This is a genomic window from Novispirillum itersonii (genome assembly GCF_014205675.1).
Taxonomy (GTDB): Bacteria; Pseudomonadota; Alphaproteobacteria; order Rhodospirillales; family Rhodospirillaceae; genus Novispirillum; species Novispirillum itersonii_A.
Genome location: NZ_JACIIX010000014.1, coordinates 1 through 15,307 on the forward strand (window position 1 = coordinate 1; position 15,307 = coordinate 15,307).

The following is a 15,307-nucleotide window of genomic DNA, read 5'->3' on the forward strand; positions in this document are numbered from 1 at the left end:
CTTAGGCTATATGAGCCCCATCCAGTTCGAGAGCACCGCTCTTAAGCTGGCCGCATAAAGCCCGGTTCCCTCTCCACTTTTTCCGGGCAAGTCCAGGGGATCGGCTGGCAGGCGCAGGGCGAGGGTTTCATCTCGTCCGACCCGGTGCCGTTCTTCGGAAGTTCGGTGTCGCGGTTGACCGCGCCGCAGGCGGACACGGTAAAGGCGAGAAAAAGATTCAGAATCAGAGTCTTAGCGGTCTGCATAACACAGCCTCCTCGGTGAATTTCAGAAGATTTTGAAGAGCTTGGCCGACGCGCCGGGGCTGTTAGCTACCCTTGTCGATACCTGGGGTATTCACACGGTCCCGCAGGCTGCTGCCGCCAGAGTTTCCGCCGCCACCGCCCGCTGAAGGTTTCCCGCGCAGCATGTCGATACCCTGCTGGGCGAAGGGCGCGACGTTTCCGGCTATCTGGAACGCCCGCTTCTGGCCGAATTTCAGGAACCCAAGACCGGTTGCCGTGGCCCCGGCGGTCAGGATCCCGGCGGCGGTGTTCGTCAGCTGTGCCCCGGTGATGCTGTTGGCGAGGCCCACGCCTTCGGACTGAAAGGCCATCCCGCACCAGCCGAGGATGATCACCAGCCACAGGCCGACGCTGTCGAACTCTGCCAGTGGCGCGACCGCTGAGGTTGGCTCGGCTTTGCCAATCCCAAGCGTTGCCACACCGTAGAGACAGACGGCCAAGGCGGCAGTAGAGGCGAACAGCACCATGAAGGATGCCAGCAGAGCCCGCAGGCCGCTCCATGTCATCGCCCGCAGGAAATCAAACCCGAGGGCGGCGACCAGCATAGGGCTGAACAGGGAGATCATCAGGACGCGGAACACGCAGATCAGTACCTGTGCGGCATAGGCCACCATCAATAAGGCGTAAGGCAGAACCATCATCGTAGCGGCGACTAAAGGCAGAGGGTTAGTGAAGCCACCCTGATCCCAGATGGCACCTGCCATGGAGAAGAGACCAAAGACTCCGTTCTCCGCCGTGTAAACAAGCATCCCCAGACCGTCGAGATTGGCGATCTGGCTGCCTGACGTATCAGCCGAAGAGGAAACAGAAACATTGGCATCCTTGATCTGTTTTCCTAACGGCCCTGTTGTCAGAACCATTGCGGAGGCCCCAGCCATCGTTGACAGCGATGCTGCATAAATTGTGTTCGCCATCTGCGTTCCCTGTGAGGACAGCAATCCGGCGGCTATGATAATGTAGGCTCCTTCCAGCGCGAATTTTCTGCTATCCATCGACCCAAGGATGATTCTAATCCCGGCAATGGATAGCCAGACGCCAACCAGTGCGCCAAAAATGGCGATGATCGGTGTGCTGAGAGTTGCCGACAGATCCTGAGAAAAGGAGTTAGCGAGCGTGACGTATTTGTTGACCGCAGGGCAGAAGATGCATTCGAGAGTCTTTTCTTCATCGCTATATGCCATTGTCGCCTCCCTCGTTCTGCTCTTTGTGATCCCGGCACATGCTGATGACAGGGGCTTTAACCGCTCCTCGTTCTGGCCCCTGAAGGTTAGGGATCTGACAGCCGACGACTTCTTCAGCGTCGAAAAGGCCATCAGTTATTGGCGTGACCTGAAAACCCACGAAGCTTTCATCGCTGTTGGAAAGCAGTGCGATGCTGGTCCGGCTGCAAAATGGGAGCGGAAATTTAAGGCGGCGACGGTTGGAGGAAAGAAAGTGACGTACTCGGAAGAGTTTAAGGCTCTCCCGGAGGCGGAACAGAAGATCATCAAGGACTGTTACGATTTTCAGCAAATCGCCTATTTTTTCAGTGATTTTCATGACGGTTGGAGCAAGTTCCACGTCCAGAACAAGGGAAGCGGTGTTTGGAATGACAACGCCGGATGGGAGGGCTGCAACCGGGATCCGGCGATGGCTCTGCTGAAGACCGACTGCAATAGCGCCCCCGACTGGCGCGGCCCCATCCGGCGGAAACGTGACGAAGACTGGCGTGCTCACATGGCTTCTCAGAAAAAGTGATGCAGTCCCGGTCATGGCCCATTCCCCCCGGACTGGGCGGGGTTCTGCGGTGTCGGTGCTGCATTGGCCGACACCGGCACCCCGGTGGCCACGAAGTGGGCCGTGGAGATCTGAAGCTGCATCGCCTGCATTTTCTGGATGTTCGCCAACTGCTTGTTGACCATCGCCAAGGCATGGACGAGAACATTCAGACGGCCATTCATGTCTTCCGCCCGCTTCCCGGCATCTTCCAGATCGTCAATGCCTTGCGGAATCTCCTTCAGATCATTTTCGCGGGTCAGATGCGCCGCTGCCATTGCCTCCGTTGAAAGCTGGATGAACAGCGCCCGGCGGCGTTCCTGCGCTTCCTTGCGCAGCCGTGCCCGTTCCGTCCACGGAATGGTTTCATCGTCCTTGTCGCGGGGCACATACAGGATCCGCTCATAGGCGTTCTTGCCTTCGCAGATCGACCGGAAGTTTAGGTCCTTGAATGTGACACCCCATTTCTTGGGGTCCGGGATCAGGCACGCGATATCCCGCCGCAGGTTCTGCGACGATTTCATCAGGTTGACCCACGGCAGTTCGATCCGCCCCAGACGTCCGATGGCGTCCAGCTCGTTCTGGATCAGCTTCACCGTGTCGTTGAGCGTGTCAAAAATGTCGGTCAACCATTTGATTTGCTCAAAGGCCGCCACAAGCTGCTGCTTCGCCGCCTTGACCTCCTCAATTGCCTGCGCCAGCACCGACTGGTCGATCACCGCCATCGCTGCCTTGGACGGGGACGGAGCGATGACTGTTCCGGCGACACCCAGCATCACGATCATCCCAATGATCGTGCAGGTGCGCTTCACCCAGCGCAGGCCACGGGTCAGCAGGCCAGTTTTCACAGGTGTGTCAGCCATTGGTCCCCCCACTGGGCTTTGAGGCTGGCAAGGTGCCGGTTCGGGGCGGTGCCTGCCCGGTAGAACCGCAGGGCATCGCCGAGATAACCGAGGTTCACATCAAGGATGGCGCTTTCATCCAATCCGGAGGCGGCATCCCGCCGCAGCACCAGCGCCTGCCGCTGCCCTGCCGTGATTGTGCGGCCACAGACAAACGCCACCTGTTCTTCGTTCAGGCCGAGGCTGCGGAGCTGATCCGGGTTTGCCTGTGAGTTCGGCATGAAAATCATCGTGGCAGAGCCTTCAATGATCGCTTCCGCTACCGGGGACCTCAGCAGGGCTGCCGGATCCTGAAAGGCCATGCCGACCGCGCCATTCAGCTTGCGATATTCGCGGTACATTTCCGCCGCCAGCGCCGCGAAGCCGGGGTTCTGCATCAGCTTGGCTGCTTCGTCGATAAAGATCACAAAGCCCCGCGAGGCTGCCGCAGCCGACTGGCTCAGGGCCTGCGCCAGATGCGCCACGACAGGAGGACCCAGATCAGGGTCATCGAGCGCCTCGTTCATGTTGATGCCGACCAGATGGTTCCTCAGCAGCCCGCCGAGGCTGTCATGTTCAGAGTTGAACACATGGCTGTATTGCCCCCGCTGGCCTTTGGGGTCCACCACCCAGCGGGCCATTTGCCGCCGGAGATCGGTGTTCTGCGGGAACGGGAGGTCAAAGATTTCGGTCAGGGTGCGATGCGGCGGATCCAGCCGGAAGGCCAGATCCACGGCATGATCCAGATGAACCTTGTCGTCTGATGACAGCGCCATGGATCCGCACATGGCGCTGAGGATCGAGTAGATCCGTTGCCGGTTTTTCTTGCTCTCTGCGCCGACATCCAGAGGATTGAGCGCCAGTTGATCGAAGCCCTGATACAGCCCACCAAGGGCCTCAACCATAAACCGGGCACCTTCCTTAGAATCCAAGACAACGGAGAGGACGCCGGGCCACTTCGCCAGACCGCCAAGCAGATGCAGGATCAAAGTAGACTTACCGCCGCCGGGCGGCGCGAAGACAACGAAGTTTCCCCGGCTCTCCGGCTCGGCGGAAACGTGGAACTGGAACTGGTAAACCTGCCCTGAGGGTGTCCGGAACAGACGCACCGCGCCTTTCCCGAAGGGGTTGGCAGGCATCCCGGACGCGGCGTGAACAAACGGCCACAGGGCTCCGACGTTTTCATCCCGCAGGGTCAGTGGACGCATCAGCTTCCCACCGGGATAGAGTGTCGGCTTGGCGGCTTCCGGCAGGCGGCTGAACCACACCGCCGGGGCACCGCTGGTTTCGATGGCGTAGGAGATGTGCAGGGTACCGAGGATAGCGGTGATCTGGCGCACGAGTGCGTCCAGTGCCTCCGGGCTGGTGGCACGGGCGATCACCTGCATCTGAGAGACAAACAGCATCATCGTTCCGGCGTTCAGGCCATTCAGGATGATGTCAACTTCCTCCTGTCTTGCCGGGTTCCGCAGCCAACCGTTACTCAGCGCGTTCTCTTCGCGCTTCATCACAGCAAGGGCGCGATTGGCGTCCCAGGGTTCGCAGACCTGCGAAATCTCAAGGTCCGCGTCCAGCCCCAGCAACTGCCCCATCCAGCGCCCTGAAACGGTATCCGGCCACTGGGTGATGCTGATGATCCGCATGTAGGCGCGTTCCTCGCCTTCAGCGCGGATGGTGCCGGTGTCGCGGTCGAATTTCATTTCCGCGCCGTGGATACGGCCTGACAGGTTGGAAGACTGCGGCAGCAGGTCACGGCGGTATTCGCCGCAGACCAGACCGTTCAGCAGGCCGGTCAGCAGGCACGGCTGCGTCAGGTCCTCCGGCTGGCGGAGCGCGACGGCCTCATAGGTTTTAAGGATGGAGACGATTTTCTGATCCGCGTCCATCAACGCCTGCGAGGAATGGCCGGACGCGATCAGATACCAGTCCACCTCATGACTGGACGTATAGCGGGCAGCCTCGGCGGCTCCGATTTCCGCCAGTGTCGGGCACGGCCACGTTGCCGCCACATCCAGCGGGCGGCGGCGTTTGCTGGCGACCAGCCGCACCGACAGTCCGAGCCGCCCAAGATCCCGGATCAGTTCAGTGCGCATCAGGAGCAGGCTGATCTGTTCAGCATCAAGCTTGGCGTCATAGCTGACGCCCCGGATCTGCCATGCCCGCGTCTGGCTGCCATCCTTATTGATGACAGTGACGCCATCACGGACGGTATCCAGCTTCAGCTCTCCGGCCAGCCAGTCTTCCTTGACCCTGCCGAAAGCTTTCCGCCGCAGGGCCGGGATCACCGCTGCCCCGGCCAGACCGGCGACAAGACCGGTCGCAATCAGATCATCCAGCATGACGCTGTTCCCCACTGACCAGTTGACGATAGCGACCGGGGCGGCGGACAAGCCGCCGACCCCGGAACCAGAAGCGCGGTGCCACCAGCCAAACGCGGTCAATGTGATGATCCTTGCGGGACCGCTGCCAGAAGAAGGCCCACATCCCCACAATCATGGGGACACCGGCCAGCATGGCGATCCCGCCGCCGATATCGACCACCACCGACAGGGCCACCGGGATCATTCCCGACAGCACCGCCAGAACGAAAAGCTGGGGGGCAATACCCACCACCACAGAAGGCTTCTGCGACAGGATCAGGACCGCGCTTGAGGCTTTCATCAGGTGATGGCCCCCAGAATGAGCGAAGCCATGTGCGGAGCGGCCACGCAGATAGCCCCGCCGATCACCATCCCGGCCAGTTTCTTGATGTTGAACTCACCGGTGAACGCCGAATAAGCCCCGTAAGCCATCAGGCCAAGGCCGAGCACCGAGACGACGATTTTCCCGGTCCCGCCTGAGACGGTTTCCAGAAGTTTGACCATCGGTTCTTCCCAGCCCTCGGCGGCAAAGGCCGGGTTGGCCGCCAGCACCATCAGCCCGGCCAGCAGGGCGACCCGGGAAGCAGTGCGGCGGTTAAAGCGCAAGGTCAGAGAGGGCATGCTTTTGTAATCCTTATGAGAGAGAAACCGTTAAAACGGCGAGGACCACCCCCGCCGCCAGAATGGTCAGGGTGGTAATCACGGCTCCCCAACGGACCATCCGTCTCATCCCGGCGACGGCCTCGTTGCCGAGCACCGCTGTTTCCTGCATCGCCTTCAGGCGTTCGCGCAGGGTGTCGGAGGTGATCTGTTCGCGGAGATCCTTGGTCTGGATCTGCAAGGCGCTTGTCATCTCTGCCGCAGCCTTGGTGGAGGCGGCTTCAATGGCTTCCCGTGCCTCTGCCAGCAGGGCCGACATCACAGCGGTCAGTTCATCCAGAGACACGCGGTGAATGGCGTAGACCAGCAGCACCGGATCGTCGGGAGACACCGGGATACCTGTGTCCATCATCAGGATCTGCCGCAGCTGTTCCCGGTTCTTTGGGGCAACGTACCGGGCGGCGGGGCCACCGGCAGCGGTTCCGCTGGCGTTGGGGGAAGGCGCAGCTTCCGGGGCGGTGGAAGACACCGCTCCGGTATCGTCCACCAGCTCTTCGGTGTCGTCGTCGTCAAAGGGCGATCCCATCAGTCCCGCCCTCCGCGCAGGGCGACCACGGCGAGAGCCGCCACGATGGCACTGACCGCAAAGCCTGCGCCCATCGCAAGCGCAATGGTTTGCATCAGCGACCACGGCACCTGCACCGGGAAGTCCGGCGTCAGGATCAGGATGATCGACCGGGGAAAGGCCGACAGAAAGTCGGCCAACATCCACGAAACAAACAGGGTGAGGTCATGCACCATCATGGCTGCGGCTTCCTCAGAAGTTGGCAGTGGTGATGTTGGTGTTCAGGGCTTCCCACGTCCGCTTCAGGCGGGTTCGTTCCACAATCCCGAACCGCTCCGAGCTGATGGCCTCCGCAAAGGTCAGCCGGGCCACCGCCATCTTCTTGACGTCTTCGCCCACGGTTTCCTTGCGGACTTCCGGCAAGGTAATCAGGGCGTGGATGCGGTCCTTGACCCGAACGTAAAACGGCGTCTGGTCGAAGCGCAGAATCCCTTTCGAGGTGGGGAACTCAATCCGCCCGAAATACTCATTCAGCCAAACCACCAGCTGACCGTCCGGGAGGGAGGAGGCCAGCTTCAGGAAGCCCTCGGACGTATCGTTCAGGGCCTGTCCGCCGGTAATCACGGTGTGCAGATAGACGCTGTGCCCGGCCCCTTCGAGAAGGTCGATGATCCCGGCCTCGGTCATGTACGCGACCAGCGGCAGGAAGGTGGCTGCGCCATTGTCGATCACCGCCACGGCATCTTCGGGAAGCTGCACCAGCTCTTCGATCAGCTTGTCAAAGAAGCGGGGGTTCACCTCGCCGTCGTGATCGCCAAGCCGGGTCACGCGTGTGTTGAAGGCGGCATAACCGCCGAAGGTCTGGTTCACCGGGTCGGTATCAAAGCAGTGGGGGGTGATCCCCCGAGACAGGTAGTGCTGGGCCAGCAGCGCGGAAATGAAGCTCTTGCCGACGCCGCCCTTACCCTGAAGCGTCATGTGGATCTGTGCCATTTGATTACCCTTTGTTTTGATTGTTTTTCTGGAAATCCGGAGCGCCGTTTTTGGTGTCAAAACGGGCCGTGCAGGCCGGATATCCGGTGCAGGAAAAGAAGTCATACGGCTTCTTGGTTTTGGTGCTGGTCCCGGTCCGTCGGGCCAGTGCCTTCCCACACGACGGGCAGGAATGGCCGGACAGCACTGCCGCAGCTTTGCGGGTGCCGGGCTTCCCCTTGTCGTCGGGAAAAGTGGTCTTGCAGTCGGGATAGCCGGTGCAGGACCAATAGAAGCCCTTGTCGCCCTTGCGGCGGCGCAGGGCCTTTCCGCAGTTGGGACAGGGATGTGCGGGGGAGAAGTTCGCGCCGCTCAGGGCGGACAGGTCCGTTTGCAGACGGTCATAAACCCCTTGCAACACGTCGGCATATTTGGCTTTGCCGCTGGCAATGTCGTCGAGCTGGTCTTCAAGCTGGGCGGTATAGGCCAGCTCGATAAACTGCATCTTGGCCCCGGTCAGGCCGTCATAGACCAGCTCCCCGATGGGGGTGGGCTGAAGCCCCTGCTTCCCATCGGTGATGTAGCCGCGCGCCATGACGGCCTCCAAGATGCTGGCGTAGGTGCTCGGCCGACCGATCCCGTGTTTTTCCAGCGCCGCCACCAGAGACGGCAGCTTGTAGCGGCTGGGGGGCTTGGTCTTCTTCCGCAGCACCTTGCCGCCGGTTGCCGTCACCACCGCGCCGACCGTCAGGGCCGGAACCGGGTTCTTGGCATCCTCTTCCTTGTCGTCATCCTCCGAGGTGTCCTCGGCATAGAGGGTCATCCAACCCTTGTCAGTCAGGGTGCGCCCGGTGGCGTTGAAGGCAAAGGTCTTGCCTTCGACGTCAGCCGTCAGGACAGCCGACCGGACGGCATAGGTGGCCTCTGCCAGCTGGGAGGCGACGGCCCGTTGCCAGATCAGTTGATACAGGGCCTGTTCCTGCGGGGTCTGTCCGCCGGTCAGGGCATCGGCATGGGTCGGGCGGATAGCCTCGTGCCCTTCCTGTGCGCCGTCCTTGGCCTTCCATGTCCGCTTTTTGGCGGACAGCGGAAGTCCCGCCGTCTTGGCATAGGCGGCAATGTCTTCAATGCCCGCCGCATCCAGATTGGGATTGTCGGTGCGGTGATAGGTGATGGCCCCTTGCTCGTAGAGCTTCTGGGCCAGCTCCATGGTCTGCTTCGGGGTCAGCTTCAGCCGGGTTCCGGCTGCCTGCTGAAGGGTCGAGGTGGTGAACGGGGCAGACGGGGCACGGCCAGCGGTCTTGTCCTCATAGGCTTTGACCGTCAGGGACCGGGCCGAGGCGGCAGCCGTCGCGACCGCGCCATCCAGCAGATAAGCCTCGTCCTTCCCGATCAGCGGCTTGGTGTCCAGCGTGGCAAACCAGCCACCGTCAAACGCCAGTTCCGCCCCGAAGTGGTCAACCGCCTTGAAGGCGCGGATTTCGCGTTCCCGTTCGACCACCAGCCGCACCGCCGGGGACTGGACCCGCCCGGCGGACAGGTTCTGTCCGGCCTGATCCGACAGAACCGGGCTGACCATGTAGCCGAACAGGCGATCTGCCACGCGCCGGGCTTCCTGTGAGCGGACGCGGGCAAAGTCAATTTTTCGGGGATTGGCGACCGCTTCCAGCACCTTTTCCGGGGTGATGGCGGCGCAGGTAATGCGTTCCGGGTCCTTCAGGCCGAGGGCGTCGGCCAGATGCCACGCGATGGCTTCGCCTTCGCGATCCGGGTCAGTCGCCAGCAGTACACGGCTGGAACGACGGACAGCCGCACCGAGCTTTGCGAGGATTTCCGCGCCGCGTTCAGACGGTTCGTACTGTGGGACAAACCGGGGCGGCTCGACGCCCATTTTATTCTGGGGCAGGTCCCGGACGTGGCCCACGGACGCCATGACGGTGTAGCCATCCCCGAGGATGGAGGAAATCTTTTTGACCTTGCCGGGGCTCTCGACGATCACGAGGGTGCTCATTCGCCGCCCTCCGCTTCAGCATCGCCGCCCAGCATCTGTTCCGCCCAGTCTTCCAGATTGACCTCCCCAAAAAGGGAAGGCGGGAGATCACCGGAGACAACCGCCGACGCGGGCAGGATGGTGGCCTGCGGGGGGCGGGGGGCGGTCGGGGTCACAGCTTTGGATGCGGGTTGTGATCCCTTTTTCGCCTTTCCGTGCGGGGACTTACCTCTTTGATTGCGGAGGAAGTGATAGAGGGCATCCTTGGAAAAACCGTCTGTTTTTCCCTGAGCTGCCAGCTCCTGATAAATCTTCGCAACGGACGCACCGCGCCTTATCTGGTCCAGATAAGGGGTAATTACTACCGCAATCGCGGTTTTGGCTTCGCCCCAGCGTGCCTTTTGTCGTGCCATAGTTCCCACCCATTATTGGTTGGTGGTTATTGACACGCTCAACAGGGTGTGGTGTTTAAGAGATCTGCGGCGGCAGAAACTCTGCCAGAACCGGCAAAAACCCGTAATTCGCGGTCCCCCGCAACCACATACCTCAAAAGCCCTCCAGCTTACGCTGGGGGGCTTTTGCGTTTCGGGGTGATGGTTTTCCTTCTTGCCGGGGCAAGGGGCTGGCCGGGGCGCGGAAGACGGCTTTCCGCTTACTCTCCAAGATCAGACAGCGGCACATAGCTAATGGCCTCTTCACCCCCAAGGAGGGTTTGGGGGCCATAGATCAGCCATGCATGCGCCGCGAGGGTATTGTTTTCCTTTTTGACGCCAAGCCGGATCACCCCTCCATGCAGACCCCGCCGTTTCAAAAGAAGCTGTCCGGCGATGGCTCTTACCAAGCAGGTGCTATGCCAAGGCAGGCGGTCGGCGATCCGCCGGACGCGGATCCCAACCCAGACTGCCCGGCTCATTTGCCCGGATGGGGGAAGAGGAGACGTGTCGGCCGGTGGGCGGGCCTGTCCCAACATTTTATGGGTCCATCGAAACGGAAGAACGAAAACCGCACACCATGCGATGGCAAGGGCTGAGACGGTTTCGACGGAAAGGAGGAGAGATTTAGGGGTCATGGGCCCAAAGATGATGAGAAATGGAACAGGCGTGAGTTTAGCATGCCAGCGGCATGGCGTGGCCTGTTTCCGTTACAGAACCCAGAGGCGAATCAGTGATGGTCGGTTCAGGCCTTTTCAGTGCTGGCGGATGTCAGGCGTGAAGGTCAGATGTTAGAAAAACCATCATCATTGTTGCGGCGCAGCGATGGAAAAAAAGGCGCTTGCAAAAGGTGCCTGTTAATTTAGCAGTTATAAAACTAACATGTTTGACGTTAGGTTAGTTTTATGCCCACCATGATTCTAACAGCAGCCAAGATCCCTATGGATTACAGGCGGTTGCTGGACATTCTGAGGGGTGGGCGATGACGTCGATCAAAGAAAGACTACAGGAAAGTCTTCAGGAAGCGACCCCAGCGGGCCGCAACATCGCCAACTACATGCTGGCCAACCTGACAGAATTGCCGTTTGAGACGGCTGCAACGTTGGCCCTGAAAGTCGGGGTCAGTGAGCTGACGGTCGGCCGGTTCTGCCGCAGCCTCGGATTCCGTCATTTCAAAGAGTTGAAAGCCCTGCTGAAGGCGGATCTGGGAGACAGTCCGTGGCTGGTCGGTGACCGATTGCAGGAATTTGAGGGGCGGACCCGCGCCGGAGACCGCGAGCAGGCGCGGGGACTGGAACTGGAAATTTCTGCTATTGTCCGGGTGCATGAAATTGCCCACTCCCCGGAATTTGCAACATTCATCAAGCGGATCGCCAGCCGGAAGCGGGTTTTGGTTGCCGGGTTTCAGACGGAACGCGGTGTGGCTTCCCTGCTGGTCCATCAGTTGCAGTATCTGCGGGATGGGATCACGCTGGTGGATATGACCGCCGGGAACTTTGTCGATGTCCTGCTGACGGATCCGTCCGAAATCATGCTGGTCATCCTTGATACCCGCCGCTATTCGCGCCTGAGTCACCTGCTGGCCGTCGATGCAAAGGCGCATGGAATTCCGGTTTCCGTGATTTCCGATACCTTCTGTGACTGGTCTCCGTCGCAGGCGGATGAGGTGTTTCTGGTCCCCACCGTCCTGAATCATTTCTGGGATTCCCTTGGCCCGATGGTGTCGCTGGTCCAGCTGACGGTGAATGCCGTCTTCAGCGAGCTTGGCGCCGGGGTTGAGGAACGTCTGAACAAGATGGCCGAGTGCTACAAAAAGTACACCGGCTACAGCACCGCCATACCGAAATAACAAGCCGTGCAGCGTCGGACGTGGTCCGCGTTGACACGCCATAACGGGCGACACGAACGCCCGGCAGAAACTGGGCCAAAGCCCGTCATGCCACACGTCCTCTGAACAGGGATATCATCACAATGACCCACAGCACTTCGCGCCTGAAACTTGCCTTGTTATCGGCCACGCTGGCCTGCGGCGTGGCGCTTGCCCCGCTGAGCGCGGCGGTGGCGGCGTCGGAAGCCGTTTTCGTGTTCCCCAATTCCCATAACGGGGCCCCGACCCTTAACCCGGTCAAGACCACGCTGGATACGCTGGCGCACGAGCTGATCTATGACCGTCTGATCGAGCAGGACGCCGACCAGACCTATCATCCGCATCTGGCGGAATCGTGGGAAAGCAGCCCGGACGGGATGCTGTGGACCTTTAAGCTGCGTCAGGGCGTGACCTTCCACGACGGCGAGCCGTTCAACGCCAAGACCATTGCGTGGTGGATCCCGAAGTTTGCCGGGACCGACAACGATTATCTGGTGGCGGCCGTTGACAAGGTGGAAATCGTTGACGATTACACCGTCCGTTTCGTCATGAAGCACCCGGATGCCAACCTGCTGTATAATCTGGCCAGCGGCTTTATGGGCGTGCCCAGCCCGAAGGCCTATGAGGCCGCCGGGGATACCTATGGCGTCACTGTCGCAGTCGGCACCGGTCCCTACAAGCTGGATCATTTCACCACCGGCGTCGAAACCCTGCTGATCCGCAACGAGGATTACAAATGGGGCAGCGAGCTGGCCGCCAACCGTGGTAAAGCCCACATCGAAAAGCTGCTGCTGCGGGAAATCGTTGATGAAGCGGCGTCCTACCTTGAGCTGAAGACCGGCGGCGTCGATATGGTCGTCGACGTTCCCAACGCCCTGCTGTCGCAGTACAAGAGCGTGAAGGATGTCGAGACCAAGGCGCTGCCGAGCTATGGCATCTTCTATATGCCGATCAACACCAGCGCTGAGCCGTTTACCGACCTGAAGGTCCGCAAGGCCACTGCTCTGGCGGTCAATCAGGAAGAGATCGTCAGCCGTCTGTACCGGGGTGTCGGCAAGCCGGCCCACACCTTCCTGATTTCTTCTCTGCCGGAATCGAAGATCAATCCGCAGTTTGAGATCCGTCACGATCTGCGGCAGGCCAATCAGCTTCTGGATGAGGCAGGCTGGAAAAAGGGACCGAACGGTATCCGTGAAAAAGACGGCAAGCCGCTGACGGTTAAGCTGTGGACGCAGGGCGATACCGAATTCAAGCGCATGACCGAAGTCATTCAGGCTCAGCTGAAGGCCATCGGGATGAACGGCGAGATCGGCGTGTTCGATGTGTCCTCAATCCGGGATCAGTACAAGAAGAATCAGCATCAGCTGGCGGTCCGGTCCTACGGCTGGAACAACGCCGATATCCTTGACTGGTTCCTGTCAGCGGAACGTCAGGGCTACCCCAATGTGTCGATGTGGAAGGATCCGAAGGGCGAGGAGCTGCGCAAGGCGGCGCTGACCGGCTCGAAGACCACGGAAGAGCGCATCGCCAATTTCAAGATCTACCACGAGTACGTTCTGTCGCAGTATCCGGTGGTGCCGATTTACGAACCCGACCGCACGCTGGCCTATAACAAGACCCGCCTGACGGTGCCGGAAAAGATCCGGGGGCCGAAATTCACTGCCGCCTCGATCATCGACACCAAAGTCAACGACTGATGACCGCTGCCGGGGAAGGGGGGGATGCCGCCCTTTCCCGGCCTGTTCCGGCCTGTCCCGCCGTCCGGGGCGGGAAGGCCGGTCCTGACAAAAAAGGAACAGGACAGTGGCTGACTATGTCCTTCGGCGCATTCTGGCGCTGATCCCGGTATTCTTCTTCGTGACGGTCGTGGTGTTCATGATCGTCCATCTGGTGCCCGGGGACCCGATCGACAATCTGGTCCGCATCGGGGTAACGCCGGAGCAAAAGGCGTTGATTGCGGCCCGTTATGGCCTTGATCAGCCGCTGTATCTCCAGTACTGGCGTTGGCTGACGCTGGTGCTTCAGGGGGATTTTGGCAGCGCCATCGTCCTGCGTCGCCCGGTGATGGATCTGATCCGTGAAAATATCGGTTACAGCCTGACCCTTGGCGGTCTGGCGCTGTGCTTCTCGGCGCTGGTGGGCATCACCACCGGGGCGATTGCTGCGGCGTGGCGGAACACGCTGGTCGATAAGTCGATCATGGGGGTGGTCCTGCTGGGCTCCACCGTTCCGGCTTTCTGGCTGGGGCTGCTGCTGATCCTGCTGTTTGCGGTGACGCTGGGCTGGCTGCCGGTGTCTGGGGCCAAGCACTGGACGGCGCTGATCCTGCCGGTGGTAACGGTCGGTCTGGGCGGTATGGCGCTGGTGGCGCGGGTGACCCGGGTGTCGATGATGGATATCGGCCGACAGGATTTCGTCACGCTGCTGCATGCCAAGGGCGTTCCGGCGTGGGCGGTGCAGGTGCGCCATGTGCTGCGCCATGCCCTGATCCCGGTGGTCACCCTTCTCAGCCTGCGGATCGGCCTGATCGTCGGCGGGTCGGTGACGGTGGAATATGTGTTTGCCCGTCCGGGCATCGGGTCCCTGCTGATCCGGGCGCTGGGGCAGCGTGATTATCCGGTGGTGCAGGGATGCCTGCTGATGCTGGCGATGGCGGTGATGATCGGCACGCTGCTGGGGGATCTGGTGCAGGCGGCAATGGATCCGCGCCAGCGGGAGGAGAGCCGGTAATGAGCCTGTCTTTGAAAACACAGGGGGCCGCAACCCTGCGCCTGCTGGGAAAACCCTTCGGGGGGATCGGCGGGGCGATCTGCGGTGCCGGACTTGGCCTGTTCATTTTTGTGGCGCTGTTTGCGCCGCTGCTGGCCCCTTATGCCTATGATGCGCAGGATTTGGCCCGCATCGGCCTGCCGCCATCAGCGGAAAACTGGTTCGGGACCGATGAGTTTGGCCGCGATGTCCTGTCCCGGGTGATTTATGGGGCGCGGATTTCCCTGTCGGTTGGCCTGACGGCGGTGGCGCTGTCGGCTTCGGCCGGGATCCTGATCGGGGCGCTGTGCGGGTACTTCGGCGGGCGGTTTGACCGTATCACCATGGCGGCGATCGACCTGACGTGGTGCTTCCCGGAAATCCTGCTGGCGCTGGTGCTGGTGGCGATCCTCGGTCCCGGCCTGAACAGCACGGTAATTGCCATCGCCGTTGCCTATCTGGCCCAGTTCACCCGCCTGACCCGCACCCAGGTGCGGGCCCTGAAGGGGGAAACCTTTGTCGAGGTCAGCCGCTGCCTTGGCGCCGGTCATGCCCATATCCTGCTGCGTCACCTGCTGCCCAATGCGCTGGCCCCGGTGATTGTGGTGGCGATGCTGACCACCGGCGATGCCATCCTGCTGGAAGCGACCCTCGGGTTCTTCGGCATGGGGGCACAGCCGCCGACCCCCAGCTGGGGGGCGATGATGAGCAGTGGCTCCGCCCAGCTGTTTAACGCCCCGTGGGTGGTGATCATCCCCGGCCTGTTCGTGGCGCTGTCGGTCATTTTCATCAACGTGTACGGCGATGCCATTCTGGCGGCGCTGGATGTGAAAAACCGGATCCGGAGGGCCTGA

General features: G+C 61.0%; 17 protein-coding genes. 5 read left to right on the forward strand and 12 right to left on the reverse strand.

Going from position 1 to position 15,307, the window contains the following annotated elements; genetic code table 11:
* Window positions 1-41 precede the first annotated feature (41 nt).
* Entirely contained in the window at window positions 42-245 is a 204-nt protein-coding gene (locus FHS48_RS16095) for a hypothetical protein (RefSeq protein WP_184264895.1), read from the reverse strand.
* A gap of 62 nt (window positions 246-307) precedes the next feature.
* Window positions 308-1,465 carry a hypothetical protein gene (locus FHS48_RS16100; RefSeq protein ID WP_184264897.1) on the reverse strand — a complete coding sequence of 386 codons (1,158 nt, stop codon included), beginning with the start codon at window positions 1,463-1,465 and terminating at the stop codon, window positions 308-310.
* Between FHS48_RS16100 and FHS48_RS16105 the strand changes: the two genes are divergently transcribed.
* Entirely contained in the window at window positions 1,428-2,021 is a 594-nt protein-coding gene (locus tag FHS48_RS16105) for a hypothetical protein (RefSeq protein ID WP_184264899.1), read from the forward strand. The genes FHS48_RS16100 and FHS48_RS16105 overlap by 38 nt on opposite strands.
* A gap of 11 nt (window positions 2,022-2,032) precedes the next feature.
* On the opposite strand, the gene FHS48_RS16110 is transcribed toward FHS48_RS16105, so the two are convergent.
* The 10 genes from FHS48_RS16110 to FHS48_RS20625 all read right to left on the reverse strand — a co-directional run bounded on the left by FHS48_RS16110 (window position 2,033) and on the right by FHS48_RS20625 (window position 10,476).
* A complete protein-coding gene (locus FHS48_RS16110; RefSeq protein ID WP_184264901.1) occupies window positions 2,033-2,902 on the reverse strand; it encodes a hypothetical protein in 870 nt (289 codons plus the stop codon).
* Entirely contained in the window at window positions 2,884-5,259 is a 2,376-nt protein-coding gene (locus FHS48_RS16115) for a VirB4 family type IV secretion system protein (protein WP_184264903.1), read from the reverse strand. The genes FHS48_RS16110 and FHS48_RS16115 overlap by 19 nt, the downstream gene beginning before the upstream one ends.
* The gene (locus FHS48_RS16120; RefSeq protein ID WP_184264905.1) at window positions 5,249-5,581 is read right to left on the reverse strand and encodes a hypothetical protein; all 333 of its coding nucleotides are present in this window, start codon (window positions 5,579-5,581) and stop codon (window positions 5,249-5,251) included. Before FHS48_RS16120 ends, FHS48_RS16115 begins: the two co-directional genes overlap by 11 nt.
* Window positions 5,581-5,901, reverse strand: a complete 321-nt coding sequence (locus FHS48_RS16125; protein WP_184264907.1) for a TrbC/VirB2 family protein — start codon at window positions 5,899-5,901, stop codon at window positions 5,581-5,583. The genes FHS48_RS16120 and FHS48_RS16125 overlap by 1 nt, the downstream gene beginning before the upstream one ends.
* Before the next feature lie 13 nt (window positions 5,902-5,914).
* On the reverse strand, window positions 5,915-6,466 hold the full coding sequence (locus FHS48_RS16130) for a hypothetical protein (protein WP_184264909.1): 552 nt from the start codon (window positions 6,464-6,466) through the stop codon (window positions 5,915-5,917).
* A complete protein-coding gene (locus FHS48_RS16135) occupies window positions 6,466-6,684 on the reverse strand; it encodes a hypothetical protein (protein ID WP_184264911.1) in 219 nt (72 codons plus the stop codon). Before FHS48_RS16135 ends, FHS48_RS16130 begins: the two co-directional genes overlap by 1 nt.
* A 13-nt stretch (window positions 6,685-6,697) precedes the next feature.
* Window positions 6,698-7,438 (reverse strand): P-loop NTPase family protein, encoded by a 741-nt coding sequence (locus tag FHS48_RS16140; protein ID WP_184264913.1) that lies wholly within the window; start codon window positions 7,436-7,438, stop codon window positions 6,698-6,700.
* A 4-nt stretch (window positions 7,439-7,442) separates the two neighbouring features.
* A complete protein-coding gene (gene topA, locus FHS48_RS16145) occupies window positions 7,443-9,428 on the reverse strand; it encodes a type I DNA topoisomerase (RefSeq protein ID WP_184264915.1) in 1,986 nt (661 codons plus the stop codon).
* Window positions 9,425-9,820, reverse strand: a complete 396-nt coding sequence (locus FHS48_RS16150; protein WP_184264916.1) for a hypothetical protein — start codon at window positions 9,818-9,820, stop codon at window positions 9,425-9,427. The genes topA and FHS48_RS16150 overlap by 4 nt, the downstream gene beginning before the upstream one ends.
* Before the next feature lie 239 nt (window positions 9,821-10,059).
* Window positions 10,060-10,476, reverse strand: coding sequence for a lasso peptide biosynthesis B2 protein (locus FHS48_RS20625; RefSeq protein ID WP_184264918.1), 417 nt, complete (start codon window positions 10,474-10,476; stop codon window positions 10,060-10,062).
* Between the two features lie 344 nt (window positions 10,477-10,820).
* On the opposite strand from FHS48_RS20625, the gene FHS48_RS16160 reads away from it, so the two are divergent.
* The 4 genes from FHS48_RS16160 (at window position 10,821) to FHS48_RS16175 (ending at window position 15,307) form a co-directional block, all read left to right on the forward strand.
* The gene (locus FHS48_RS16160; RefSeq protein WP_184264920.1) at window positions 10,821-11,687 is read left to right on the forward strand and encodes a MurR/RpiR family transcriptional regulator; all 867 of its coding nucleotides are present in this window, start codon (window positions 10,821-10,823) and stop codon (window positions 11,685-11,687) included.
* A gap of 122 nt (window positions 11,688-11,809) precedes the next feature.
* Window positions 11,810-13,402 carry an ABC transporter substrate-binding protein gene (locus FHS48_RS16165; protein ID WP_184264922.1) on the forward strand — a complete coding sequence of 531 codons (1,593 nt, stop codon included), beginning with the start codon at window positions 11,810-11,812 and terminating at the stop codon, window positions 13,400-13,402.
* Window positions 13,403-13,508: 106 nt separating this feature from the next.
* The gene (locus FHS48_RS16170) at window positions 13,509-14,435 is read left to right on the forward strand and encodes an ABC transporter permease (RefSeq protein ID WP_184264924.1); all 927 of its coding nucleotides are present in this window, start codon (window positions 13,509-13,511) and stop codon (window positions 14,433-14,435) included.
* On the forward strand, window positions 14,435-15,307 hold the full coding sequence (locus FHS48_RS16175; protein WP_184264926.1) for an ABC transporter permease: 873 nt from the start codon (window positions 14,435-14,437) through the stop codon (window positions 15,305-15,307). The genes FHS48_RS16170 and FHS48_RS16175 overlap by 1 nt, the downstream gene beginning before the upstream one ends.

Bases quoted from the DNA above. Each gene is read 5' to 3' on its own strand.
- FHS48_RS16095 (WP_184264895.1), bottom strand. From the start codon at position 245: ATGCAGACCGCTAAGACTCTGATTCTGAATCTTTTTCTCGCCTTTACC.
- FHS48_RS16105 (WP_184264899.1), top strand. From the start codon at position 1,428: ATGCATTCGAGAGTCTTTTCTTCATCGCTATATGCCATTGTCGCCTCC.
- FHS48_RS16100 (WP_184264897.1), bottom strand. From the start codon at position 1,465: ATGGCATATAGCGATGAAGAAAAGACTCTCGAATGCATCTTCTGCCCT.
- FHS48_RS16110 (WP_184264901.1), bottom strand. From the start codon at position 2,902: ATGGCTGACACACCTGTGAAAACTGGCCTGCTGACCCGTGGCCTGCGC.
- FHS48_RS16115 (WP_184264903.1), bottom strand. From the start codon at position 5,259: ATGCTGGATGATCTGATTGCGACCGGTCTTGTCGCCGGTCTGGCCGGG.
- FHS48_RS16120 (WP_184264905.1), bottom strand. From the start codon at position 5,581: ATGAAAGCCTCAAGCGCGGTCCTGATCCTGTCGCAGAAGCCTTCTGTG.
- FHS48_RS16125 (WP_184264907.1), bottom strand. From the start codon at position 5,901: ATGCCCTCTCTGACCTTGCGCTTTAACCGCCGCACTGCTTCCCGGGTC.
- FHS48_RS16130 (WP_184264909.1), bottom strand. From the start codon at position 6,466: ATGGGATCGCCCTTTGACGACGACGACACCGAAGAGCTGGTGGACGAT.
- FHS48_RS16135 (WP_184264911.1), bottom strand. From the start codon at position 6,684: ATGATGGTGCATGACCTCACCCTGTTTGTTTCGTGGATGTTGGCCGAC.
- FHS48_RS16140 (WP_184264913.1), bottom strand. From the start codon at position 7,438: ATGGCACAGATCCACATGACGCTTCAGGGTAAGGGCGGCGTCGGCAAG.
- topA (WP_184264915.1), bottom strand. From the start codon at position 9,428: ATGAGCACCCTCGTGATCGTCGAGAGCCCCGGCAAGGTCAAAAAGATT.
- FHS48_RS16150 (WP_184264916.1), bottom strand. From the start codon at position 9,820: ATGGCACGACAAAAGGCACGCTGGGGCGAAGCCAAAACCGCGATTGCG.
- FHS48_RS20625 (WP_184264918.1), bottom strand. From the start codon at position 10,476: ATGACCCCTAAATCTCTCCTCCTTTCCGTCGAAACCGTCTCAGCCCTT.
- FHS48_RS16160 (WP_184264920.1), top strand. From the start codon at position 10,821: ATGACGTCGATCAAAGAAAGACTACAGGAAAGTCTTCAGGAAGCGACC.
- FHS48_RS16165 (WP_184264922.1), top strand. From the start codon at position 11,810: ATGACCCACAGCACTTCGCGCCTGAAACTTGCCTTGTTATCGGCCACG.
- FHS48_RS16175 (WP_184264926.1), top strand. From the start codon at position 14,435: ATGAGCCTGTCTTTGAAAACACAGGGGGCCGCAACCCTGCGCCTGCTG.